This window comes from Paenarthrobacter sp. NPDC058040, assembly GCF_042885775.1.
Taxonomy (GTDB): domain Bacteria; phylum Actinomycetota; class Actinomycetes; order Actinomycetales; family Micrococcaceae; genus Arthrobacter.
The window spans coordinates 82,558-105,195 of record NZ_JBHVRN010000003.1 but is presented as its reverse complement, the minus strand read 5'-3'; the positions used below and the strand labels follow the sequence as shown (position 1 = coordinate 105,195).

Annotated in this window: 22 protein-coding genes; 18 read left to right on the top strand and 4 right to left on the bottom strand. The window is 62.4% G+C overall.

Features of this window, described 5'->3' with window-relative positions; translation table 11 throughout:
* The first annotated feature begins 15 nt into the window (after positions 1 to 15).
* The 8 genes from ACFVSJ_RS05045 (at position 16) to ACFVSJ_RS05010 (ending at position 7,772) form a co-directional block, all read left to right on the top strand.
* Positions 16 to 480 carry an NUDIX hydrolase gene (locus ACFVSJ_RS05045; protein ID WP_387434922.1) on the top strand — a complete coding sequence of 155 codons (465 nt, stop codon included), beginning with the start codon at positions 16 to 18 and terminating at the stop codon, positions 478 to 480.
* 215 nt (positions 481 to 695) lie between these two features.
* Entirely contained in the window at positions 696 to 1,850 is a 1,155-nt protein-coding gene (gene rsgA / locus ACFVSJ_RS05040; RefSeq protein ID WP_387435210.1) for a ribosome small subunit-dependent GTPase A, read from the top strand.
* 158 nt (positions 1,851 to 2,008) lie between these two features.
* On the top strand, positions 2,009 to 3,103 hold the full coding sequence (locus tag ACFVSJ_RS05035; protein ID WP_387434921.1) for an ABC transporter ATP-binding protein: 1,095 nt from the start codon (positions 2,009 to 2,011) through the stop codon (positions 3,101 to 3,103).
* Positions 3,103 to 3,837 (top strand): ABC transporter permease, encoded by a 735-nt coding sequence (locus ACFVSJ_RS05030; RefSeq protein WP_387434920.1) that lies wholly within the window; start codon positions 3,103 to 3,105, stop codon positions 3,835 to 3,837. Before ACFVSJ_RS05035 ends, ACFVSJ_RS05030 begins: the two co-directional genes overlap by 1 nt.
* A complete protein-coding gene (locus tag ACFVSJ_RS05025) occupies positions 3,834 to 4,580 on the top strand; it encodes an ABC transporter permease (RefSeq protein ID WP_387434918.1) in 747 nt (248 codons plus the stop codon). The genes ACFVSJ_RS05030 and ACFVSJ_RS05025 overlap by 4 nt, the downstream gene beginning before the upstream one ends.
* Positions 4,577 to 5,530 carry an ABC transporter substrate-binding protein gene (locus ACFVSJ_RS05020; protein WP_387434917.1) on the top strand — a complete coding sequence of 318 codons (954 nt, stop codon included), beginning with the start codon at positions 4,577 to 4,579 and terminating at the stop codon, positions 5,528 to 5,530. The genes ACFVSJ_RS05025 and ACFVSJ_RS05020 overlap by 4 nt, the downstream gene beginning before the upstream one ends.
* Before the next feature lie 119 nt (positions 5,531 to 5,649).
* Complete coding sequence (locus tag ACFVSJ_RS05015) at positions 5,650 to 6,870, top strand: pyridoxal phosphate-dependent aminotransferase (RefSeq protein ID WP_387434915.1); 1,221 nt, start codon at positions 5,650 to 5,652, stop codon at positions 6,868 to 6,870.
* A 50-nt stretch (positions 6,871 to 6,920) separates the two neighbouring features.
* A complete protein-coding gene (locus ACFVSJ_RS05010; protein WP_387434914.1) occupies positions 6,921 to 7,772 on the top strand; it encodes a polyphosphate kinase 2 family protein in 852 nt (283 codons plus the stop codon).
* Positions 7,773 to 7,850: 78 nt separating this feature from the next.
* On the opposite strand, the gene ACFVSJ_RS05005 is transcribed toward ACFVSJ_RS05010, so the two are convergent.
* Together ACFVSJ_RS05005 and xseA are read right to left on the bottom strand one after the other, a co-directional pair.
* Positions 7,851 to 8,093, bottom strand: coding sequence for an exodeoxyribonuclease VII small subunit (locus tag ACFVSJ_RS05005; RefSeq protein WP_387434913.1), 243 nt, complete (start codon positions 8,091 to 8,093; stop codon positions 7,851 to 7,853).
* Positions 8,094 to 8,167: 74 nt separating this feature from the next.
* Positions 8,168 to 9,445: an exodeoxyribonuclease VII large subunit gene (gene xseA / locus ACFVSJ_RS05000; RefSeq protein WP_387434912.1), complete on the bottom strand. Its 1,278-nt coding sequence runs from the start codon at positions 9,443 to 9,445 to the stop codon at positions 8,168 to 8,170.
* 171 nt (positions 9,446 to 9,616) lie between these two features.
* On the opposite strand from xseA, the gene ACFVSJ_RS04995 reads away from it, so the two are divergent.
* Entirely contained in the window at positions 9,617 to 10,483 is an 867-nt protein-coding gene (locus ACFVSJ_RS04995; protein WP_387434911.1) for a hypothetical protein, read from the top strand.
* A gap of 9 nt (positions 10,484 to 10,492) precedes the next feature.
* Positions 10,493 to 11,578 (top strand): 4-hydroxy-3-methylbut-2-enyl diphosphate reductase, encoded by a 1,086-nt coding sequence (locus ACFVSJ_RS04990; protein ID WP_387434910.1) that lies wholly within the window; start codon positions 10,493 to 10,495, stop codon positions 11,576 to 11,578.
* Between the two features lie 131 nt (positions 11,579 to 11,709).
* Here ACFVSJ_RS04990 and ACFVSJ_RS04985 read toward each other — a convergent pair whose 3' ends face one another.
* A complete protein-coding gene (locus ACFVSJ_RS04985; RefSeq protein WP_387434909.1) occupies positions 11,710 to 12,978 on the bottom strand; it encodes a DNA recombination protein RmuC in 1,269 nt (422 codons plus the stop codon).
* Positions 12,979 to 13,090: 112 nt separating this feature from the next.
* Between ACFVSJ_RS04985 and ychF the strand changes: the two genes are divergently transcribed.
* From ychF to ACFVSJ_RS04945, 8 genes are all read left to right on the top strand, one after another.
* A complete protein-coding gene (gene ychF / locus ACFVSJ_RS04980; RefSeq protein ID WP_387434908.1) occupies positions 13,091 to 14,176 on the top strand; it encodes a redox-regulated ATPase YchF in 1,086 nt (361 codons plus the stop codon).
* A gap of 160 nt (positions 14,177 to 14,336) precedes the next feature.
* Positions 14,337 to 14,849, top strand: coding sequence for a hypothetical protein (locus tag ACFVSJ_RS04975; protein ID WP_387434907.1), 513 nt, complete (start codon positions 14,337 to 14,339; stop codon positions 14,847 to 14,849).
* 36 nt (positions 14,850 to 14,885) lie between these two features.
* Entirely contained in the window at positions 14,886 to 15,329 is a 444-nt protein-coding gene (locus tag ACFVSJ_RS04970) for a helix-turn-helix domain-containing protein (RefSeq protein ID WP_387434906.1), read from the top strand.
* Positions 15,326 to 15,664 (top strand): DUF86 domain-containing protein, encoded by a 339-nt coding sequence (locus ACFVSJ_RS04965; RefSeq protein WP_387434904.1) that lies wholly within the window; start codon positions 15,326 to 15,328, stop codon positions 15,662 to 15,664. Before ACFVSJ_RS04970 ends, ACFVSJ_RS04965 begins: the two co-directional genes overlap by 4 nt.
* A gap of 307 nt (positions 15,665 to 15,971) precedes the next feature.
* Positions 15,972 to 17,654 (top strand): ABC transporter substrate-binding protein, encoded by a 1,683-nt coding sequence (locus ACFVSJ_RS04960; protein WP_387434903.1) that lies wholly within the window; start codon positions 15,972 to 15,974, stop codon positions 17,652 to 17,654.
* Positions 17,655 to 17,780: 126 nt separating this feature from the next.
* Positions 17,781 to 18,710, top strand: coding sequence for an ABC transporter permease (locus ACFVSJ_RS04955; protein WP_347107971.1), 930 nt, complete (start codon positions 17,781 to 17,783; stop codon positions 18,708 to 18,710).
* Positions 18,700 to 19,644: an ABC transporter permease gene (locus ACFVSJ_RS04950; RefSeq protein ID WP_387434901.1), complete on the top strand. Its 945-nt coding sequence runs from the start codon at positions 18,700 to 18,702 to the stop codon at positions 19,642 to 19,644. Before ACFVSJ_RS04955 ends, ACFVSJ_RS04950 begins: the two co-directional genes overlap by 11 nt.
* A 10-nt stretch (positions 19,645 to 19,654) precedes the next feature.
* Positions 19,655 to 21,364, top strand: a complete 1,710-nt coding sequence (locus tag ACFVSJ_RS04945) for a dipeptide ABC transporter ATP-binding protein (protein ID WP_387434900.1) — start codon at positions 19,655 to 19,657, stop codon at positions 21,362 to 21,364.
* 154 nt (positions 21,365 to 21,518) lie between these two features.
* Here the strand turns inward: ACFVSJ_RS04945 and ACFVSJ_RS04940 are convergent, their stop codons facing one another.
* Entirely contained in the window at positions 21,519 to 22,349 is an 831-nt protein-coding gene (locus ACFVSJ_RS04940) for an SGNH/GDSL hydrolase family protein (protein WP_387434899.1), read from the bottom strand.
* Positions 22,350 to 22,638 lie beyond the last annotated feature (289 nt).

Below are 22,638 nucleotides of genomic sequence, written 5' to 3'. Positions count from 1 at the left end.
AACTATGCTGGCTGGATGAGCTTGGACTTCGACACCCGCCCTGCTGCGTACGCCGTCATCATTCAGGAAGGCAAGATCCTCCTGGCGTATTGGAAACAGGATGACAAGGAAGGATGGACCCTGCCCGGCGGAGGCCTGGACCTCGCGGAGCACCCCGTTGACGGGTGCCGCCGCGAGGTTTTCGAGGAAACGGGATATGACGCACGCATCGACCGCATGCTCGGCATCGACGTCGGTCACTGGCCGAGGGAATCCGGGCCGGAAGCCACCATCCGCGATTTCCAGGCGCTCCGGCTGGTCTACGAAGCCACCATCACTGGCGGGGAACTGACGCACGAGGTGGACGGCAGCACCACCCACGCCGCCTGGATCCCCCTTGAGGACGTGGGGAAGCTCAATCGTGTTTCGTTGGTTGATGTCGCGCTCCGCTTGCACCGCGAACGCCCCGAGGATGGAAAGCTTGCTCCAGGGAACCCGTGAAAAGGGTGGCCATATCGGGCAGGCCTGAGTACGCTGGAGGACGTTGCCGGTTGATTGGACACCGGTACTGATGCCAAGGAGGTGGATTTGATGACTGCCATAGTCTTGCGCGCCCCGCACACAGCAGCGGCGCACCATCACTCCACCATTCCTGTCCCGGCATCCGCCTGCGCCTAGCCAGGTGACCGGGCCTCAGCAGAGGCTACCCATTGAACATTTACGCGTCTTCACGCGACACCTTTTTTCCTGACACCAACCGGCTCCCCGTGGAGTACGGCTACACCGCCAAGACCGGGCAGCTCTTCGCCGACCATCCCTTTACGGGGCCCGGAGATCCTTCCCCGGGCCGCATTGTCCGTTTGGACAGAAACCGCGTCCTGGTTGCTTCGGGCGACGGGCTGCTGCATCTGCCCTATCCAAACCGTGGGCTGCTCCCGGCCACAGGCGACTGGGTCTGGCTGGGGCACAACGCCGCCGGCGAGCCGTCCGTCGTCGAGGTCTTGCCCCGGTATTCGGCGCTCAGCCGCAAGCGGGCCTTCGAAGCATCCTCCGAGGAGCAGGTCCTGGGAGCCAACATCGACATTGTGGCGGTGGTGGTGCCCATGGACCGGCCCCTTACCCATAACCGCCTGGAACGGACCCTGGTTGCCGCTTGGGATTCCGGTGCTACCCCACTGGTTGTCATCACGAAGGCCGACCTTGCGAACCTGGCGGACGATGTTGTGGGCGAGGTCATCCTCCAGGCGGCCGGCGTGCCCGTTGTCACCACATCGGCCGAGCACGGCGACGGTCTCGATGAACTCCTTCACCACATCCCATCCGGGGCGACCTTGGTTTTGCTCGGCCCCTCCGGTGCCGGGAAATCCACCCTCATCAACGCCTTGGTGGGGCGCGAACTCCAGGAAACCGGTGCTGTCCGGGCCGGTGACGGGAAGGGGCGGCACACCACCACTTCCCGGGAACTCGTGCCGTTGCCCGGCGGTGCCGTCCTGATGGACACGCCTGGCGTCCGGGGCTTTGGGCTCTTCGACGCCGACGACGGCATGGAGGAGATGTTCGGCGACCTCGAAGGGCTCTTTGCACAATGCCGCTTCGCGGACTGTTCGCATCAGGCCGAACCGGGGTGCGCCGTGTCTGAGGCGCTTGCCGACGGATCGCTGGACCAGCGCCGTTGGGCGAGCTACCTCAAGCTGCAGCGGGAAATCGCCGCCCTGAACCGAAAGCACGACGCGGCCGCTCGACGCGCCTACCAGCGTGAGTGGCACCAGAAGGTGGTTTCCGCGGAACGTGGACAACGCGCAGCCGAGCGATACCGCCATGATCTGGCCGAGGAAAGGCAGGGAAGGAAGGGCAAACGCCGGAAATGTTGAACATTGCCGATTCATTACGGAATTCGTGGCGTCGCTGACATCGCCATGCCCGCTGGCTACGCTGGGTGAAGATCGGCTTTACAGCCACAGTAAGCGTGCTTATGATCAATTGGCTCTACCGTCCGAGGATGTCGAATTACAGATAGGTAAGCCCAGGTATGGCCGAAGCCATGATTGAGTTCCAGAGCGTGACCAAGCAGTACCAGGGGGGACAACCGGCGGTTGACGCTCTGAGCATGTCCATCGACAAAGGCGCCATCACCGTCTTTGTCGGTCCTTCGGGCTGCGGCAAGACCACATCGTTGCGCATGATCAACCGGATGGTTGAGCCCAGTGCGGGCACCATCACCGTGGCCGGGGAAGACGTATCCAAGGTTCCCGCGGCCCAATTGCGCCGGTCCATGGGCTATGTGATGCAGTCAGCCGGTTTGCTCCCGCACCGTTCAGTCCTGGACAACATCGCTACGGTGCCGCGGCTCAACGGCGTGTCCAAGGCGGCGGCGCGGAAGCGCGCAGCGGAACTGCTCGACGTCGTAGGGCTGGCTTCCGGACTCGGCAAGCGTTACCCGTCGCAACTGTCCGGCGGCCAGCAACAGCGCGTTGGGGTGGCCCGGGCGCTCGCGGCCGATCCGCCGGTGCTGCTTATGGACGAACCCTTCAGTGCTGTGGATCCCGTGGTTCGCGACGAACTGCAGCAGGAACTCCTGCGCCTCCAGCGCGAGTTGGCCAAGACCATCGTCTTCGTGACCCACGATATTGATGAGGCCACGGTGCTGGGGGACAGGGTCGCGGTCTTTGCCGTGGGCGGCAAGCTTGCCCAGTATGCGGCCCCTGAGGAAATCCTGCGGGCGCCCGCCAATGACTTCGTCGCCTCGTTCGTGGGCCGCGACCGGGGGTTCCGGCATTTGGCCTTCAACGCTGCCGACTCGGTCCAGCTGCACCCCGTCACCATGGTCAGCGCGTCGGATGGCCACAGCGCCGGCCGTGATTCCGGCGAGTGGGCCCTTGTTGTCGATGAGGATTCGCGGCCATTGGGTTGGTCGTCGCCGAAGGACGGCGCCGGAATCATCCCCGGCGGCTCGCTCTTCCACAAAGGAGACACCTTGCGCCGCGCGCTTGATGCGGCCCTGTCCTCACCATCGGGCCTCGGCGTTGCCGTGGACGACGACGGCAGGGTCGCCGGGGTCCTGAAGGCGCCGGAAGTCCTTGCCCTGATCGAGGAAGTCCGGCGCCGCAGGGAGGATGCCACCTGATGGAGTGGTTCCTGGCGAACACCGGCATGGTGCTTGGTTTGGCGGGGCAGCACCTGTTCCTGGCAGTCATACCCATGGTGCTCGGACTGTTGATTTCGATTCCGCTGGCGCAGCTGGCTCGTCGGAACAGCACGCTGCGTTCGGTGGTGGCAACGGCCACGTCCTTGCTCTACACAATTCCGTCCCTGGCTTTGTTCATCATCCTCCCCACCATCCTGGGCACCCGGATCCTCGACCCGCTCAACGTCATTGTTGCCTTGACCATCTATGCCGTTGCCCTGCTGGTCCGCGCCGCCATGGATGCCTTCGACTCCGTGGACAACGATCTCAGGAATGCCGCGGTGGCCATGGGGTTCAAGCCCCTTGCCCGGTTCTTCCAAGTGGATCTCCCGCTGTCCCTCCCGGTGCTTTTCGCAGGTCTCCGCGTCGTCTCGGTCAGCAACATCTCCCTGGTCAGCGTCGCGGCGTTGCTGGGTGTCGGCAATCTTGGCATCCTCTTTACCGACGGCCTGCAGCGTACGTTCGTGACCGAGGTCGTCGTGGGCATCATCGCGATCCTGGTCCTGGCTTTGCTGATGGACGCGGTGCTGGTGGTACTGGAACGGATCCTCACCCCGTGGACCCGGGTAGTTGGCGGAAGTGGCCGGAGTGACGCCACTGTGGTCCTGACCGAGCCAAAATCCGGCCCTGCCCCTCACGCCGCTCCCCGCCCGGATCCGGGAGCGTCCGCATGAGCAACGTCTTCACGGATACGTTCGCCTGGTTGGCCGATCCCAAGCACTGGTCCGGCAGCGGAGGCATTGCCACGCGGTTGGTGGAGCATCTCCAGTACAGTGGGCTGGTGCTGCTGATCGCGGCCGCCATCGCCGTACCTTTGGGGCTTTTCATCGGCCATACAGGCCGGGGCAAAGTGGTGGCCGTTGCCTTGGCCGGCGCCCTTCGGGCCCTTCCCACCCTTGGCCTCTTGGTGTTGTTCGCGTTGCTGGCAGGCAGCGGCCTCATGCCGCCAGTCTGGGCACTCGTGATCCTCACTGTCCCGCCGCTCCTGGCAGGTACGTACGCGGGCATCTCAAGCGTCGAACCGACAGTCGTCGATGGCGCCCGTGCCATGGGCATGACCGAGTGGCAGATCCTGTTCCGCGTGGAGCTGCCTAACGGCCTGCAAGTCATGTTCGGCGGAATCCGGACTGCCGTGCTCCAGGTCATAGCCACCGTTTCGGTGGTTGCCTACCTTCCTCTGGGTGGGTTGGGCCGCTACCTTTTCGACGGACTGGTCCTCCAGGATTTCCCGCGCATGTTGGGCGGTTCCCTGTTGATCGCCGCCTTGGCGATCGCCGTCGACCTGATCCTCGCAGCCATCCAGCGCCTGGTGTTGTCGCCGGGCCTGGTCCTCGACTCCCGCGGGCGCCAAAAGGCGTCCGACGGTCACCAAGCCACAGCTCCCGCCGGGGCTGCCGTTCAAGGAGGTACACCATGAAAAACCCCGTCCCCATGACCCTGACGCGCCGTGGTCTCGGCGGCCTGGCAGCCGGCCTCGGTGTGGCCCTCGCGCTGAGCGCCTGCGGTGGCAGCCCCTTGGCTACGCCTTCCACGTCTGCGGCGAGCGGATCCGCAGGCGGATCGCTCGTTGTGGGATCGGCTGACTTCCCGGAAAGCCAGGTCATTGGCGAGATTTACGCCGGCGCCCTCAACGCCGCAGGGATCACGGCCACCACCAAGCCGAACATCGGTTCCCGCGAGATCTACTTCAAGGCTGTCCAGGACGGCTCCGTCGACCTCGTGCCGGACTACTCCGGCAACCTGCTGTCCTACCTCAACGCCGATGCCACGGAGGTCTCCGCCGACGACGTCTTCAAGGCGCTGCCAGGCAAGCTCCCGGATGGCCTGGGTGTTCTGGACGCAGCCAAGGCAGAGGACAAGGACGCCATGGTGGTCACCAAGGCCACGGCGGAGAAGTACCAGTTGAAGTCCATCGAGGACCTGGCCAAGGTGTGCAAGGACTTCACCATGGCCGCCCCGGCCACCTTCGAGACCCGCTCGTACGGTTTCCCGGGCCTGAAGAAGAATTACAACTGCGAGCTCAAGGGTTTGCAGCCCTTCAGCGATGGCGGTGGCAACCTGACCCTCCAGGCGCTGCTGGAGGACAAGGTCCAGGTAGCCGATATCTACACCACCACGCCTTCGATCGTTGACAACGACCTCGTGGTCCTCGAAGACCCCAAGAACAACTTCAAGGCCCAGCAGGTCCTGCCGCTCTACAACAAGTCCAAGATGACGGACAAGGCCAAGGACGCGCTTAACAACGTGTCCAAGATCCTCACCACCGAGGACCTCATCAACCTGAACCGTTCGGTGAGCGGCGACCAGAAGCAGAGCGCCAAGGACGCAGCTGCCGCTTGGCTCAAGGACAAGGGCATCGTCAAGTAATTCGCGACGAAACCGCGCACGACGGCGGTGACGGACCCATGCGGTTCCGTCACCGCCGTCGTCGTTTCTGTGAGGGACGTCTCAACGGAAGTACATGACCGCTATGGCATATTTGAGGAATGGCGAATTTCAAGCAGTCCACCAAGCTTCATAATGTCCTCTACGACATCCGTGGACCGATTCTTCAGGCCGCCCAGCAGATGGAGGCGGAGGGTCACCGGATCCTCAAACTGAACATCGGAAACCCGGCACCTTTTGGGTTTGAAGCGCCTGACGCCATTTTGGTGGACATGATCCGCCACCTGCCCAACGCCCAGGGATACAGCGACTCCCGCGGCATTTTCTCTGCCCGTACAGCCGTCTCCCAGTACTACCAGACGCGCGGCATCCAAAACATCCACGTTGACGACATCTACCTTGGCAACGGCGTCAGTGAGCTCATCACCATGTCTCTGATGGCCTTGCTCGAAGACGGCGACGAAGTCCTGATCCCCACGCCGGACTACCCCTTGTGGACGGCTTCGGTTGCCCTCGCCGGCGGGCGGCCCGTGCATTACCTCACCGATGAGGAATCCGGGTGGCAGCCCGACCTTGAAGACATGGAAGCCAAGATCACGCCCCGCACCAAGGGCATAGTGGTGATCAACCCGAACAACCCAACAGGTGCCGTATATCCGGAAGAGACGCTGAAGAAGATCGTGGCCCTGGCCGAGAAGCACGGCCTGGTGATTTTCGCGGACGAAATCTACGAGAAGATCCTGTACGAAGACGCCGTCCACGTGAACCTCGCCGGTCTGACGGGCGACGACGTGTTGTGTTTGACGTTCAGCGGCCTGTCCAAGGCCTACCGCGTCTGCGGCTACCGGGCCGGCTGGATGGCCATCTCCGGACCCAAGAAGGACGCCGCGGATTATCTCGAAGGCATCAACCTGCTGGCCAACATGCGTCTTTGCGCCAACGTGCCTGCACAACATGCCATCCAAACGGCACTCGGTGGATACCAGAGCATCAACGATCTCATCCTTCCCGGTGGGCGGCTCCTGGAGCAGCGAAACAAGGCCTACGACCTGCTGAACGCCATCCCCGGCGTCAGCACCCAACAGGCCCGCGGCGCGCTGTATCTCTTTCCTAAACTGGACCCGGAGATCTACCACATCAGGGACGACGAGAAGTTTGTCCTGGACCTCCTCCGAGAGCAGAAGATCCTCGTGTCCCATGGCCGTGCCTTCAACTGGGTGCGTCCGGACCACTTCCGCATGGTCACCTTGCCCAACGTCAAGGACATCGAAGAAGCGATCGGCCGCATGGCGGACTTCCTGTCGAGGTATCCCGGCAACTAGCCTGAGTTCCATGTTGCGCCACGCGGGCGCTGCCGGCAGAAAGGCAAGCCATGGCTGTAGTGGAGTTCGTCAAGAGTCCAGCTGAGGTGCTGCGGGTCGATTCGGGGTTCTCGTTGGAAAGCGTGGATCCCGAATCAACCCCGGGCTATAAGGGAAACAAGGCGGACGGAAAGGCGCTGCTGGCGGCGCAGGATGCCAAGTTGGAGGATCTCCAGGAGCAACTCTTCGCCTCGGGCAGGTTCGGCAGCGAAAAGAGACTGCTGCTGATCCTGCAGGCCATGGATACTGCCGGTAAGGGTGGCATTGTCAGCCACGTGGTCGGAGCCATGGATCCGCAGGGCGTGCACTTGACGGCCTTCAAGGCGCCCACGGAAGAGGAGAAGGCGCATGACTTCCTCTGGCGGATCGAGAAACAGGTTCCTGCTGCAGGCATGGTGGGGGTCTTTGACCGCTCGCACTACGAGGATGTCCTGATCCACCGGGTCCACGGCTGGGCGGATGCCGAAGAACTCGAAAGGCGCTACGCCGCCATCAACGACTTCGAGTCACGGTTGGCCGAACAGGGCACCACCATAGTCAAGGTCATGTTGAACATCAGCAAGGGCGAACAGCGCAAGCGCCTCCTGGCCAGGCTCGACGACCCCAGCAAGCACTGGAAGTACAACCGGGGAGACTTGGAGGAGCGGGCCTTCTGGGACCACTACATGGAGGCTTACGGCATTGCGTTCCAGAAGACGTCCACTGAGATTGCGCCTTGGCACGTGGTGCCGGCCAACAACAAGTGGTACGCCCGGATAGCCGTCCAGGAGTTGCTGCTGCAGGCCCTGGGCGGGATGTCGCTGGAATGGCCCAAGGCAGAGTTTGATGTCGCAGCCGAACGTGCGCTGGTGGTTGAGTCCTGACGTAGCCTTCGGTCTGGGCGCGGGTTGTGCCGACCCCTGCCGCCGCCGGCGGGCTGAAGGTGTCCAGCCAGTTACCTGTTACTGGTCCGGACCGGAACCGTTGCTTGCCTCGCGGGCCGAAGCCAGCCGCTTCCGTGCCCCTTCCAGCCAGTCCTCGCAGCGTTTGGCCAGGGCTTCGCCGCGTTCCCAGAGAGCCAGCGATTCCTCCAGGCTGGCGCCGCCCGCTTCCAGGCGGCCGACAACGGCCACGAGTTGTTCCCGCGCTTCCTCGTAACTGAGGGCATCCAAGGAGTCGGTTGCCTGGGGGTTGTTCTCTGTCATTGAGGTCCTTTGCAGTGTGTATTGGCCATTCCCATGACCCGGACTTTTTCCGGTAGAGATTGCCGATCCTTGAGTCAGCGTTCGATTAGTTGCCCACGGCCGGTGGACGTCGCCCGCAAACGTCCCTCTGCCACCCGGATGGCCAGTGGCGTCCCCTCGGGCGCCTGGTCAGGGCTGCTGACAACGGTGTGGCCGGCTTGGTCCTCGCCCACGACCTGCACCACGGCATAACCACGGTCCAGCGTCTTTTGCGGCGAAAGGGCACGTACTTGGGCGCGGAGGTGGTGCACCTGGTCCAGGGCCCTCACCACAGCCGTGTTCACTGCTGTGTGGGATCGTTGGCTAAGCCTGGCGACGTCGTCGGCACGAACATCCACCAACGTATCCGGATTCGCCAGGACGGGCCGTGACCTCAGGGCGTGCAATCGGTCCGTCTCCCGGTCCACCATCCGCCCGATACTGCGCCGCAGGTGGTCCCGGGCCTGGCGGACGGCCGCCAGCTCCTCGGAGACATCGGGAACGATCCTTTTGGCGGCGTCCGTGGGCGTCGACGCCCTGAGGTCGGCGACGTCATCCAGAATCGGCCGGTCCGCCTCATGCCCGATGGCACTGACCACCGGTGTGGTTGCGGCGGCCACGGCCCTGATCAGGTCTTCGTTACTGAAGGGCAGGAGGTCTTCAAGGGCGCCGCCGCCACGGGCCAGGACGATGACATCGACGTGTGGATCCGCGTCCAGCTTCCTGAGCGCCCCGATGATCTGGGAGACCGCCGTATTGCCTTGGACTGCTACCTCGCGGACGTCGAACTCGACGGCGGGCCACCGCAGCGCTGCGTTGCGCAGGACGTCCTTCTTGGCGTCCGAATCGCGTCCGGTGATCAGCCCGATGCGGTGGGGGAGCAGTGGCAGCTTGCGCTTCCTGGACTCGGCGAAGAGGCCTTCCGCCGCCAGGGCCTGGCGGAGCCGTTCGATCCTGGCGAGGAGGTCGCCAAGCCCCACGGGCCTGATGTCCTTGACCGACATGTTGAGGCGCCCCGTCTTCACCCAGAAGTCGGCCTTGACCAGGGCAACTACGCGTGAGCCGCGTTCCAAGGGAGTCCGTTGCCGGTCCAGGACGGTGGACCACACGGAAGCCGGCAGGGAGATCTCCGCGTCGACATCGCGTAGGGTCAGGAACGCGTTTCCGCCGCGGCGGTTCATTTCGATGACCTGGCCCTCGATCCACGCAGCTGGAGCCCGTTCGATGTGGGCTTTGAGCTTCCGCGACAGTAATTGCAGGGGCCATGGGTTGTCCGGACTGGTTTCGGCCGCGGTTGCAGGCAACGTCGATTCAGGGCTGGCTTCAGCTGACATGGATCATCCGTGCTTTTTCCTGCATGTGCCTGTCCTCGATAGCCTTGAGCCCGCCAGTTGCCGGGCCGTCTTCCAACTCTATCCATAGCAGTAGCCGCCCGGGCCCACATTTTTCCCCGTATGTGGACAGTCCTAGGATGGTGGGACAGCCCCCTAGCACCGAGGAAGACCTTGCGTACTTTTGTCTCAGCAGTGGGAGTGATCCTGGCTTTGCTCCTCACGGCCGTGGCCGTGCCCGCCGCATGGGTTGACGCGAACGTTGTCAAAGAAGATGGTTTCGTCCGCCTGGCCGGTGCTTTGGGTCAGGATCCCGACTTTCAGGATCGCCTGGCCGGTGCCGCCGTGAGCACGTTCCAATCCTCCGTGCAGTTGCCCGAGCCGGTCCGCAACCTCGCCGGCGACGCCCTCAAAGGCGCGGCGAATGGGATGCAATCGTGGAGCGACTATCCGCAGGCCTGGGAAGAAACGGTGAGGAACAGCCATCGCCTCAATTTCGGCGGCCAAGCCGAGGAATCCGGCGCCTCCACTGCTTTGCTCCTGGACATTGCGCCGCTAGTCCGACTCATCAGGGACCATTTCGCCTCGTCCACGGGCATCACTTTGGACGTTCCGGCTCAAAGTGTGGTGACCCTGGGCCAACCTGCCCAGCGGCAGATCGTCGAACGTGTATCCGCCTTCGCTCCGTTGTGGTGGGTGGCCGCTTTGGGCGCGGCGGTGTCTGTCCTGCTCGCGCTGACAGCGGCGCGCAGGCGCGCCCTGGTCTTGGTCTTCATGGGACTCGGCGGACTCGCCTTGGCTGCCTTGTGGAGCACGACGACGGACCTCGCCGTGAGTTCCGTGCAGAACCTTTCCAGCGGCAACAGTGTGGCGGAATTGTTCAAACAGGAGTTCCTGGGCTCAGCCCGATCAGGCTTTGGCCAGTGGATACTGGTGGACGCTTGGGTCTCGGCTGCCGTCCTGGCGCTGGGGCTCATCGGCTTGGTGCTGTCCGGGAGACGGCGGTCACCTTCTGCAAGCGGCCCCACCACTGCCCGGTAGCATGGAAGGATGACCAGCACAGCAGTCTCCATTCCGATGCCCACGGTTCCCCGCAGACGTCGATCCCCTGAAGAGGTACAGGCGGCTGCACCAGTGAACGGCACAAAAAAGGTCCTGCTTGCTGCACCCCGCGGATACTGTGCGGGCGTCGACCGAGCCGTCATCGCCGTGGAGAAGGCACTGGAACACTACGGACCTCCGGTATATGTCCGGAAGCAGATCGTCCACAACGTCCACGTGGTCTCCTCGCTGGAGGAAAAGGGCGCCATTTTCGTTGACGAGACCGACGAGGTACCCGAGGGCGCGCTGGTGATTTTCTCTGCCCACGGCGTCTCGCCGGCGGTGGTGCAATCTGCCGAGGACCGCGGACTGCGCACCATCGATGCCACGTGCCCCCTGGTGACCAAGGTTCACCGCGAGGCCGTGCGTTTCGCGAAGGAAGACTACGACATCCTCCTCATCGGCCACGATGGCCACGAGGAAGTGGAAGGTACGGCCGGGGAGGCGCCGGACCACATCCAGATCATCAACGGGCCGCATGAAGTTGGCAAGGTCACCGTGCGCAACCCCGAGAAGACCATCTGGCTTTCACAGACCACGCTGAGCGTAGACGAGACCATGGAGACCGTCCGCATGCTCAAGGAGCGGTTCCCCACCCTGCAGGATCCGCCCAGCGACGATATTTGCTATGCCACCACCAACCGCCAGGTAGCCATCAAGAAGATCGCTCCGCAGGCTGATTTGGTCATCGTGGTGGGTTCTGCGAATTCCTCGAACTCTGTGCGACTGGTCGAAGTGGCCCTCGAATACGGCGCCAAAACGTCCTACCGCGTGGACTTCGCCAATGAAGTGGACGAAACCTGGTTTGAAGGCGTGGCCACTGTGGGCGTTACGTCGGGCGCTTCTGTTCCCGAGGTCCTGGTACAGGAAGTGCTCCGGCTCCTTGCCGACTACGGTTACGACGAGGTCCAGGAAGTAGTGACGGCGGAGGAAGACCTTCTCTTCTCGCTGCCCAAAGAACTTCGTGCAACCCTGAAGCAGGCCGGCGACGTCAGCCGCGCGCTCGGTGGACGCGGAAACCGCCCCACGTCCTGATCGTTCAAAGAACAAGCCCCTGTGGCCGCACTTTACCGGTGCAGCCACAGGGGCTTTTTCTTGGGCATCCATGTGTCCAGCATGGAAGGCGTTGCCCGGATGCGCCCCCGCGTTGAACCGCGGCAGTTCCGTCAGGCGGCAGACTCCGTGCTGGCGTCCTGGACTCGCTCAGCGCGTTCCTTGTCGCTTCCGTCAATGGCCAGAAGCTCGGGTGCAGCCAACGCGCGGGGCACGGCTTCCACGGACGGGGGTACGGCCAGCCCCGCATCCTCCATGCTGTTGAGCTTGCGTGCAGTCGGGAGGACCCTCGCTTCCAGCGTCCCCACCAGGGCGTTGTAACGGTCAACGGACGTCTTGAGGGAGCTTCCCAGCTTCCCGACGTTTTCGCCCAGCGTGCCCATCCGCTCGTACAGCCGCTTGGCGAGTTCGAAGAGTTCGTGTGCACTGTCGGTGAGGACGTCTTGGCGCCAGGTGAACGCGACAGACTTCAGGACGGCCAGGAGGGTGCCAGGCGAGGCCAGAACGACGTTTCTGGAAAGGGCATGCTCCAACAAAGCGGGGTCCGTCTCAAGGGCCGAAGCCAGAATCGACTCAGCCGGGAGGAAACAGACGACGAGCTCGGGGGAGTTGCCGGGGATGTCCCAGTACTTCTTCGCTGCGAGGGCATCGATGTGTGCTTTGAGTGCCTTGGCGTGCTGGGCCAGGAGAGTCTTGGCGTCGTGGACTGTTCCTGCCGTGACTGATTCGCCGAGGGAACCCTCGCCGTGGAGTTGCTCCTGTGCAGCGAGGTAGGAAGCCAGGGGAACCTTCGCATCCACCACCAATTGCTTGCCGCCCGGAAGTTGAACCACCAGGTCGGGACGCAGGGTATTGTCGCTGCGTCCGGAGTGCACCTGCTCGTGGAAGTCCACGTGGCGCAACATGCCCGATGCCTCCACGACACGGCGCAACTGGACTTCGCCCCACTGGCCGCGGGCACTGTTGGAGCGAAGGGCGGATGCCAAAGCATGCGTCGACCTGAGGAGTTGCTCGTCGGAGAGCCTGGCGTCCTGGAGTTGCTGTGCCAATTGACCGTACTGCTCCACGCGATCGCGTTCCAGGAGCGAGACCTGCTGTTGCACTGCCGTCAGTTTCTCGGCGACCGGCGCAAGGGCACGCAGGACGCTGCCGTCCGAGTTCCTTGCCTCGCTCAGCTCCCGGTTCTGCGCGAACAGAAGGCGACGTTCGGCGTCGGCCGCCGCGAACTGGGCTGTCACCTCCGAAAGCCGCGACGAAACGGCGTCGAAGTCCGCCTCCAGTCCGGCACCCCGGCGCTGGAAGACGACATATCCGATTCCAAGTCCAACAGCCGCCCCGATCAACAGCATGAGCAGGGCCAGAACCAATCCAAATCCATCCATGCAGTAAACCCTGTCACAGGGGTACGACAGTTTTAGCGCGGCCCCGCCCGTGACGTTTCAGTCCCGGCTTCAACAAGAAACCCTGCGGCCATTCCGGGTAGAATCAATCCTCGTGGCTCTTACTATTGGCATCGTCGGACTGCCCAACGTCGGCAAATCAACCCTTTTCAACGCACTGACCCGCAACCAGGTGCTTGCTGCGAACTATCCCTTCGCAACCATTGAACCCAACGTCGGCGTCGTGAACCTGCCGGACCCCCGCCTGGCGAAGCTGGCTGAGATCTTCGGTTCGCAGCGTTTGCTGCCCGCTCCCGTGTCCTTCGTGGACATCGCAGGAATCGTGAAGGGTGCCTCCGAGGGCGAAGGCCTGGGCAACAAGTTCCTCGCCAACATCCGCGAAGCCGAGGCCATCGCCCAGGTTGTCCGTGTGTTTGACGACCCCGATGTTGTCCATGTGGACGGCAAGGTTGATCCGCGCTCGGACATGGAGACGATCAACACCGAACTGATCCTGGCAGACCTCCAAACCATCGAAAACGCAATCCCGCGTATCGAAAAAGAAGTCAAGATCAAGAAGCGTGAAGCAGCCGAGCTGGCCGCCATCAAAGCCGCCCAGGCTGTGCTTGAACGCGGCGACACCATCTTCTCGTCGATCAAGAGCGACAAGTTGGAGATGGGACACCTCAAGGAGCTCGGACTCCTGACCGCCAAGCCCTTCATCTACGTCTTCAATGCTGACGAAGGCATCCTCGGCGACCCCGCCAAACAGGATGAGTTGCGCAACCTTGTTGCTCCGGCAGACGCCGTGTTCCTCGACGCCAAGCTTGAGGCAGACCTCGTCGAATTGGACGAGGAAGAGGCACGCGAAATGCTGGAAATGAACGGGCAGAGCGAATCCGGCCTGGACCAGTTGGCGCGGGTTGGCTTCCACACCCTCGGCCTGCAGACTTACCTCACCGCTGGCCCGAAGGAAACCCGTGCGTGGACCATCCGCCAGGGTGACACTGCTCCCCAAGCTGCCGGCGTGATCCACTCCGACTTCCAGCGGGGCTTCATCAAGGCCGAAGTGGTGTCCTTTGACGACCTCGTTGATGCCGGCTCCATGGCCGAAGCCAAGTCGCGGGGCAAGGTCCGCATCGAAGGCAAGGAATACGTCATGGCCGACGGCGACGTGGTGGAGTTCCGCTTCAACGTCTAAGACCAAGAGCCAAAAGAGCCCGGTCCAGCTGAACACCTCAGCCTGGATCGGGCTTCTTTTTGCCCGAAAACAGTCCTGTCCTGCTGTATGGCCATGCGACTTATCCACATAGGGTTTGAGGCTGACCCCGGGCGGCCAGCCAGCTCGGGATACTTGGCGGATGGGAATCAGATACTACGCATATGCCTTCGACGCCGACGTCACCGACCACGTGCTTGCCGATCCGAGGGGTTTTCTCTCTGCAGATCCGCTGGCTGATGCTTGGGGCCTGGAATCCGTAGGTGATTTCACCGTCGCTACGTTCGAACAAGCCGTACCTGAACGTGAAATGCTCTACCTGGATAAGGTATGGCGGCAACTTCAGGCGTTCACTGCCCCGTCAAAGAATGGCGCGGAGCCGCGACCAGCCTTTCGTATGTTCGAAGGCCAGGTAACCATGCATCATGACGGCTGGGAACCGTGGGTTCGGGTCCTTCCTCCATCGGAGGTGGCTGCGATTGCCAAGGACTTGAGTGATCTCCCGGATGAAGAGTTGGGCCGGTGGTTGCAGAGTTCCATGCGTTTCGGGGGCGACCCTGCCATCGACTATGCCGTTGGCTACCTCCAAAAGGCACGGGTTTTCGTCAATGACCTGGCGGCCGCCGGCCGCGGTTTTGTCTATCTCATTGGTTGAATGAAACGACGGCATATCACGCGATATCATGGCTGCATGGGCAACGCAGTGAGGGAACTTCGTGAAGCCGCTGGCATCAGCCAGGGGGAGTTGGCCCGGCGTTCCGGCGTGGCCCAGCCGAACATCGCTGCCTACGAGGCGGGACGGCGCAAGGCATCCCCGGAAATGCTGGATCGTCTCCGTGCCGCTGCACGTCCGTTGCCTCACGTGGTCCTTGCCTTGCGGGCGCAGGAGCTACGCGAGTTGGCCGGCCGCTATGGGTTCAGCAACGTTCGCGTATTCGGGTCCGCGGCACGTGGATCCGATGGCCCCGGGAGTGATCTAGACATCTTGGTGACGCGACCGCCCGGAATCGGGTTGTTGACTGTATCTGCGTTCGCCGCGGCTGCAAGCGACCTGCTGGGAGTGGAGGTTGATGTGGTCACGGATGGGGGCCTCCGCGCAGATCACGAAATCCTGACAACTGCTGTCGCCGTATGAATCAACGGGACGCTGCTGCGCTCAAGGAGATACTTCGTCTCTGCAGCGTAGGCGCCGATCTGGTTGCCCGGGGGCATCGATGGTACATCACGGATCCAGACAACGTTCCAGGTCTCGCGGCGGAATCCCTGATCATCAAGATAGGGGAGAATGTCGCGCGGCTCAGCGCCGAAACCACGATAGCGCATCCTGAGGTGCCGTGGTCGCTCATCAAGCGCATGAGGGACCGACTGGCCCATCACTACGAAGGGACGGACTATGAGGCCGTCTGGGACACGCTTGCCTATGACCTGCCCTCGATCAGCAGATACCTGCAATCGCTTGACGGCGCCTAACATGTGAGCCCCGGTCCAGCTGAACACCTCAGCCTGGATCGGGCTTCTTTTTGCCCGAAAACAGTCCTGTCCTGCTGTCAGACAGCGAATATTACCACCCAGTAGCCTTTGACTTGAAATCGCCGCCAAATTAGGCAAGTGGAGGTTGCGGAACGGTTACAGTTTGGCTGGTTTGTTCCAACATTCGGACGCAATGTGGGTAGGCTTACACTCACATGTAGGCAACGTCACAGTAGGAATCTGTGCCTGAGCCTGGGGGAAATCACGAAACTTCCCCTGTTCAACTCCACGACTCATAGGAGGCGGAATGCGTTTCTCGCGCACTTCCAAAGCTCTAGGTGTAGCGGCGATCGTCGCCCTCGCAATGACCGGTTGCGGCGGCGGCTCCGGCAGTAACTCGAACAGCTCTGCCGCAGTTGATCCCAACAAGGTCATCACCGCATACAGCAATGAACCGCAGAACCCTCTGCTTCCGGCCAACACCAACGAGGTCTACGGTGGCCGGGTTGTCGAACTGCTGTTCGAAGGTCTGCGCGCATACGACGCCGACGGCAAACCGGTGAACGCTCTTGCCGAGTCCATTGACACCACGGACTCCCAGAACTGGACCATCAAGGTCAAGTCGGGCGCCAAGTTCACCAACGGCGAGGCCATCACGGCCAAGACCTTCGTTGACTCCTGGAACTTTGCGGCGCTGAGCACCAACCTCCAGAACAACGGCTTCTTCTTCGAATCCATCGAGGGCTACGCCGATGTCAGCGCTGTGACCGAGACGACGGGCGCTGATGGCAAGACCACGTCCACCCCGGCTCCGAAGGCACAGACGATGTCCGGCCTCGCCGCCAAGGACGACCAGACGATCACCGTCAAGCTGGCTCAGCCCGAGGCTGACTGGTCACTGCGTCTTGGCTACTCCGCGTTCTTCCCGCTTCCTTCCGAGGCAATCAAGGACCCGAAGAAGTTCGGCGAGAACCCTGTGGGCAACGGACCGTACAAGTTCGCTAAGGATGGTGCCTGGGTCCACGACCAGTCCATCTCCCTGGTCAAGAACACTGACTACAGCGGTCCCCGCGCGGCTAAGAACGGTGGCGTGACCTTCAAGTTCTACACCGATCCGGGCCCGGCCTACACGGATCTCCAGGGCGACAACCTTGACGTCACCGACGTCATTCCGTCCAACGCGCTGAAGACGTATGTCACCGACTTCCCGGACCGCAACTCCACCAAGCCGGTTGCCACCAACTCCACGCTGAACATTCCGGGCTACAACCCGAACTTCCAGGGTGAAGCCGGTACCCTCCGCCGCCAGGCACTGTCCTACGCCATCAACCGCGAAGAGATCGCCAAGGTCGTTTTCAACGGTACGCGTACGCCTTCCAAGGCGTTCGTCCCGCCGGTCATCGAAGGATTCAAGGATGGCCTGGCTGGCAGCGAAGTCCTGAAGTTCGATCCTGCCAAGGCAAAGGATCTCTGGACCCAGGCTGAGAAGATCAAGCCTTATGACGCTTCCAAGCCGCTGCAGATCGCTTCCAACACCGATGGTGGCAACAAGGAATGGATCGAAGCCGTAGCCAATGGCTTCAAGAACAACCTCGGCATCGAAGCTGAAATCCAGCCGTTCGCCAAGTTCGCCGAAGTCCTGAACCTGCGCAAGTCGCAGTCCCTCCCGGGCCTGACCCGTGCGGGCTGGCAGGGCGACTACCCGTCGCTCTACAACTTCCTGGGACCGGTTTGGGCCACGGGTGCTTCCTCCAACTACGAGAAGTACTCGGACCCTGAGTTCGACAAGCTCCTCAAGGAAGGTCTTGCCGCCAAGTCCACTGACGAGGCGAACGACAAGTTCAACAAGGCGCAGGAAGTCCTGTTCAAGGACCTCCCCGGTCTTCCCCTGTGGGACCAGGCTCGCGCGATCGTGTGGAGCAACAACGTTGTGAAGGCCGAGACCGGCTGGAACGGCGGAATCCTCTACTACAACATCGAGGCGAAGTAATCCGCAGGAACTGAGCTTGCCGTGAGGCATTGGGGGCCCGGCTTGGCGCCGGGCCCCCATTCGCCTGTCATGGCAGGAAGGCACACATGACTCTCCATCGCACAACCAGCGGAAAGAGGTGACCCTGTGGTTCGCTACATCCTTCGCCGACTCCTGCAGGTGATCCCAGTCTTTCTCGGGACCACACTCCTCGTTTACTACATGGTGTTCGCACTTCCCGGCGATCCGATCGCCGCATTGTTCGGCGACCGCCAGCCGCCGCAAAGTGTCATCGACGCCCTGCGGGCCCAATACCACCTGGACCAGCCGTTCTGGGTCCAGTACGGCATCTTCCTGAAGAACCTCGTGACTTTCGACCTCGGTGTCGATTTCACGCAGCAGCCGATCGCCGCGGCCCTTGGCCGGGCGTTCCCCGTGACCGCGATGCTGGCCATTGAGGCCATCATCATCCAGGCTGTGTTTGGTGTTGCCTTCGGCGTTTTCGCCGGGCTTCGCAAGGGCAAGCTGTTCGATTCCACGGTGCTGGTGACCTCGCTGATCGTGATCGCTGTTCCCACGTTCGTCCTGGGCTTCGTTTTCCAGCTCGTTTTCGGCGTCCAACTGGGATGGGCCAAACCAACGGTCGGTGGCAACGCTGACTGGGGCAACCTGATCCTTCCCGCAATCGTGCTCGGACTGGTCTCGTTCGCGTATGTCCTCCGCCTCACCCGGGCCTCGGTCATCGAAAACATGAATGCCGACTACGTCCGGACTGCCACCGCAAAGGGCCTTTCGCGTCCGCGGGTGGTCATGGCCCACATCCTGCGCAACTCGATGATCCCGGTGGTTACCTATCTGGGAGCCAACCTCGGTGGGCTTATGGGTGGCGCAATCGTTACCGAGGGCATCTTCAATGTTCCCGGCATCGGCAACAAGCTGTACCAGGCCGTTCTTCGTGGTGAAGGACCCACTGTCGTCGCGATCGTGAGTGTGCTTGTGCTCGTGTTTGTCGCGGCAAACCTGCTCGTTGACCTCTTGTACGCCTGGCTTGACCCGAGGATCCGTTATGACCAGTAACACCGAACACTTTGTGGCCCCCGTCGAGGAGACGCCCCTTCAGGCCACTGACTCCGTCAAGACGGACCAGGCTCCCTTGAGCCTCTGGGCCGACGCCTGGCGCAAGCTGCGCCGCCGGCCCATGTTCATCGTGTCATCCGTCTTGATCCTGCTCCTGACGTTCATTGCATTGTTCCCGGGAGTCTTCACGAGTGTCGCTCCCAACAACGACTGCCAGTTGTCCAACTCCGAGGCGGGTCCCACCGCCGGCCATCCGTTTGGCTTCACCTTGCAAGGCTGCGATGTCTACTCGCGTGTGATCCACGGGACGCAGGCCTCACTATCCGTCGGCGTGCTCTCCGTCTTGTGCGTTCTGGTGATCGGTGTGACCTTGGGAGCACTCGCCGGTTACTACGGTGGATGGCTCGACGCCGTCCTGGCCCGCCTCGGTGACATCTTCTTCGCCTTGCCCCTGATTCTGGGTGCGTTGGTCATCACCCAGCTTCCGCTGTTCCGCGAGAACCGGAGTGTCTGGACTGTTGTCCTGGTCATATCCCTGTTGGCCTGGCCGCAAATGGCCCGCATTACCCGCGGTGCCGTCATCGAAGTGCGCAACGCCGACTTCGTCACGGCCGCACGGTCACTGGGTGTTTCCCGGTTCGGGGCTTTGATGAGGCATGCGCTGCCGAACGCCCTGGCACCCGTGATTGTCTTGGCCACCCTTGAACTTGGCGTCTTCATCGTGGCCGAGGCCACACTGTCGTTCCTGGGCATTGGCCTTCCTGAAGGCATCATGTCCTGGGGCCATGACATCGCCGCCGCGCAGACGTCGATCCGGACCAACCCGTCGATTCTGCTGTATCCGGCAGCTGCCCTGTCCATTACCGTCCTGAGCTTCATCATGCTTGGCGACGCCGTTCGCGACGCTCTTGACCCCAAGAGCCGTCAGCGTTAGGGAGGCGAACATGACTTCAGCCAACGTCAGCATCGACGAAGCAACAGCACCAGTGCGGCCCATCCTTGAGATCAAGGACCTCGCTATCACCTTCAAGACGGGCGCGGGTGAAGTAAAGGCCGTCAAGAACGCCCACCTGAGCATCATGCCCGGCGAAACCGTCGCAATTGTGGGCGAGTCAGGTTCGGGCAAATCCACGACGGCGCTTGCCGCCATTGGTCTGTTGCCGACCAACGGCCGTGTGTCGGGTGGGCAAATCTTGCTCGACGGCGAGGACATCGCCGGTGCGCCGGAGAGCCGGATGATCGAGCTCCGCGGCAGCCACATCGGTATGGTGCCACAGGACCCGATGTCCAACCTCAACCCCGTCTGGAAGATTGGGTACCAGGTACGCGAAACGCTCAAGGCAAACGGCCGGCCCGATGGCCCGGACGACGTTGCCCGTGTCCTGGCGGAGGCCGGCCTTCCGGATGCCGCACGCCGGGCGAAGCAGTACCCGCACGAATTCTCCGGTGGTATGCGGCAACGGGCCCTGATTGCCATCGGCCTGAGTTGCCAGCCCAAGCTGCTTATTGCGGACGAGCCCACCTCGGCGCTCGATGTCACGGTGCAGCGGAAGATCCTGGACCACCTGGACAAAATGACCACCGAACTGGGCACCTCTGTGTTGCTTATTACCCACGACCTCGGCCTGGCCGCAGAACGTGCGGACAAGGTTGTGGTCATGTACCAAGGCAACGTGGTTGAGGCCGGTCCGTCCCTTGAGCTGTTGCGCAACCCGCAGCACCCTTACACCAGGCGACTTGTCGAATCGGCACCGTCCCTTGCCTCGCGCCGTATCCAGGTTGCCAAGGAACAGGGTGTCGAGGCCGAGGACCTGCTGGCTCCCACCGCGGCAGCGGAAAGCCGGGCCAAGGACGATGTCCTGCAGATCAAGAACCTGCGCAAGGTCTACAAACTGCGCCAGGGCCTGGGTCAGACTACGGACTTCGCAGCGGTTGACGGCGTCAGCTTCAACGTCAAGCGCGGCACCACCACTGCGATTGTGGGGGAGTCGGGTTCCGGCAAATCTACTGTGGCCAAAATGGTGCTCCAGCTGGAGAGCCCCACTGAGGGCCAGATTGTGTTCGACGGCGTTGACACGGCAGGCCTGAAGGGCAAGGAGCTGTTCAAATTCCGGCGCCGCGTGCAGCCTATCTTCCAGGATCCCTATGGCTCCCTGGACCCGATGTACAACATCTTCCGCACCATCGAGGAGCCGTTGCGGGTCCACAAGATCGGTAATGCAGCGAGCCGTGAAAAGAAGGTCCGGGAGCTGTTGGACCAAGTGGCGTTGCCGCAATCCACCATGCAGCGGTATCCGAATGAGCTCTCCGGTGGTCAGCGCCAACGCATTGCGATCGCCCGTGCGCTGGCCCTCGACCCGGAGGTCATTATCTGCGACGAGGCGGTCTCGGCCCTGGACGTTCTGGTCCAGGCGCAGGTGCTGAACCTCCTCGCCGAACTGCAGGACAACCTCGGCTTGACATACCTGTTCATCACCCACGACCTCGCTGTGGTCCGCCAGATTGCCGATCATGTCTGCGTCATGGAAAAGGGAAAGCTCGTGGAAACGGGCAGTACCGACGGCGTGTTCGAGAACCCCAAGGAGGCTTACACCCAGGCCTTGCTGGATGCCATCCCAGGCGGTTCTTTGCTGCTGCCCCCGGCGGTGGCGTAACCGCCGTCGTCCGATTCGGCAGCGGCGTTAACGCGAAGAGCCGGTGGTCCCCGAAAGGGAACCACCGGCTCTTGCCGTTAAGAGATGCGAGGCCCGCTGTACGCGCCTCTACGATGCCAAAGCGCGCAGAGCGGGCCCAGCAACGCAGGGGGTGCTACTGGCTTGGCGTCGAGGCGTCCGTTTCAGGCCGCGGCGACAAGCCCAGGGAGGCCAGCTGGCCGGCGAGGACCTTGCCCAGCTTTTCGTGGCCGGACGGCTTCATGTGCACACCGTCCTGCAGGTCCTTGACGGCGTCGTATCGGGTCAGCCAGTCTCCGGCACTGACGAACGGGACGTTGTTCTTGGCCGCAACCCGGCTTAGCAAGGCGTCTACTTCCGTGCGCCGGGCGCCGCCGTTATCGGCGCCCTTGGCAAGGGTGCCTATCATGGCCATGCGTGAGCCGGGGTAGCGCTTCTTGAGCACGGCCAGGAGACGCTCGGCATTGGCGGAGATCTGCGCGTCGGTGGCCTTCTGGGCAGCGTCGTTGCCACCGCCCTGGACCACGATCAGCGGGGGAGCGCCGTAAGGCAAAACCCAGTCACCGCGCTGGAGGGCGTCGATGTAATTTCCGGTCTTCGATGTGGAGGCCACAAAGCCCGTGCCACCCATTCCGGCAACGTAGAGCTTGTAACCCAGGGCTGCGATGCCGCGCTGGGGCCACGAATCCTTCGGCTGGGACTGGGAATCGCCAATGAGGACCGCCGTATGCCGGACGTCGGCGAGGATGATTTCGTTGCGGTCATTGGCCGGGTTCCGGTACAGCGAACCCACCGGAAGATCCGGCGACGGGGATGCCGAAGGAAGGCCCTGCGGTTTCTGGGCGGCAGCCGTCGCAGCCGCGACGGGCGCGGGCGAGCCTGATGAAATGGTGGGGGATGGCGTATTCGTCCCGCAGCCTACCGACAGAACGCCTACGGCGATCAACGGTGCGAACAAGCGGAACATGGCCGAAGCTTTTCGCATCGATGTTCTCCGAAGGGCACTGGTTCCTGCAGACATCATGGGGCATCGGCGCGGGAAAATCCAGCATCTTGATTGAACATTTAGCAAACACTGCGGAAGTGTGAGTGCTGCCACATTGGGGAGGTCCGGGCCTTGCTTTTTTGGGTCCACTAATGCTGGTGCGTTTAGAATAGCCATAGGTGCCCTGTGTCCCGGGGTCTTTTCGTTGTGTGTTCCGGTCCGGAAGATCAGGTATGCGCGCGGATGAAAACAGCTGACTTCACCACTGAAA

Bases quoted from the DNA above. Each gene is read 5' to 3' on its own strand.
- ACFVSJ_RS05005 (WP_387434913.1), bottom strand. From the start codon at position 8,093: ATGACAGAGAACAACCCCCAGGCAACCGACTCCTTGGATGCCCTCAGT.
- ACFVSJ_RS05010 (WP_387434914.1), top strand. From the start codon at position 6,921: ATGGCTGTAGTGGAGTTCGTCAAGAGTCCAGCTGAGGTGCTGCGGGTC.
- ACFVSJ_RS04950 (WP_387434901.1), top strand. From the start codon at position 18,700: ATGACCAGTAACACCGAACACTTTGTGGCCCCCGTCGAGGAGACGCCC.
- ACFVSJ_RS04960 (WP_387434903.1), top strand. From the start codon at position 15,972: ATGCGTTTCTCGCGCACTTCCAAAGCTCTAGGTGTAGCGGCGATCGTC.
- ACFVSJ_RS05035 (WP_387434921.1), top strand. From the start codon at position 2,009: ATGGCCGAAGCCATGATTGAGTTCCAGAGCGTGACCAAGCAGTACCAG.
- ACFVSJ_RS04970 (WP_387434906.1), top strand. From the start codon at position 14,886: ATGGGCAACGCAGTGAGGGAACTTCGTGAAGCCGCTGGCATCAGCCAG.
- ACFVSJ_RS04975 (WP_387434907.1), top strand. From the start codon at position 14,337: ATGGGAATCAGATACTACGCATATGCCTTCGACGCCGACGTCACCGAC.
- ACFVSJ_RS04965 (WP_387434904.1), top strand. From the start codon at position 15,326: ATGAATCAACGGGACGCTGCTGCGCTCAAGGAGATACTTCGTCTCTGC.
- ACFVSJ_RS04985 (WP_387434909.1), bottom strand. From the start codon at position 12,978: ATGGATGGATTTGGATTGGTTCTGGCCCTGCTCATGCTGTTGATCGGG.
- ACFVSJ_RS04990 (WP_387434910.1), top strand. From the start codon at position 10,493: ATGACCAGCACAGCAGTCTCCATTCCGATGCCCACGGTTCCCCGCAGA.
- ACFVSJ_RS05030 (WP_387434920.1), top strand. From the start codon at position 3,103: ATGGAGTGGTTCCTGGCGAACACCGGCATGGTGCTTGGTTTGGCGGGG.
- ACFVSJ_RS05045 (WP_387434922.1), top strand. From the start codon at position 16: ATGAGCTTGGACTTCGACACCCGCCCTGCTGCGTACGCCGTCATCATT.
- ACFVSJ_RS05015 (WP_387434915.1), top strand. From the start codon at position 5,650: ATGGCGAATTTCAAGCAGTCCACCAAGCTTCATAATGTCCTCTACGAC.
- ACFVSJ_RS05025 (WP_387434918.1), top strand. From the start codon at position 3,834: ATGAGCAACGTCTTCACGGATACGTTCGCCTGGTTGGCCGATCCCAAG.
- ACFVSJ_RS05020 (WP_387434917.1), top strand. From the start codon at position 4,577: ATGAAAAACCCCGTCCCCATGACCCTGACGCGCCGTGGTCTCGGCGGC.
- ACFVSJ_RS04945 (WP_387434900.1), top strand. From the start codon at position 19,655: ATGACTTCAGCCAACGTCAGCATCGACGAAGCAACAGCACCAGTGCGG.
- xseA (WP_387434912.1), bottom strand. From the start codon at position 9,445: ATGTCAGCTGAAGCCAGCCCTGAATCGACGTTGCCTGCAACCGCGGCC.
- ACFVSJ_RS04940 (WP_387434899.1), bottom strand. From the start codon at position 22,349: ATGTTCCGCTTGTTCGCACCGTTGATCGCCGTAGGCGTTCTGTCGGTA.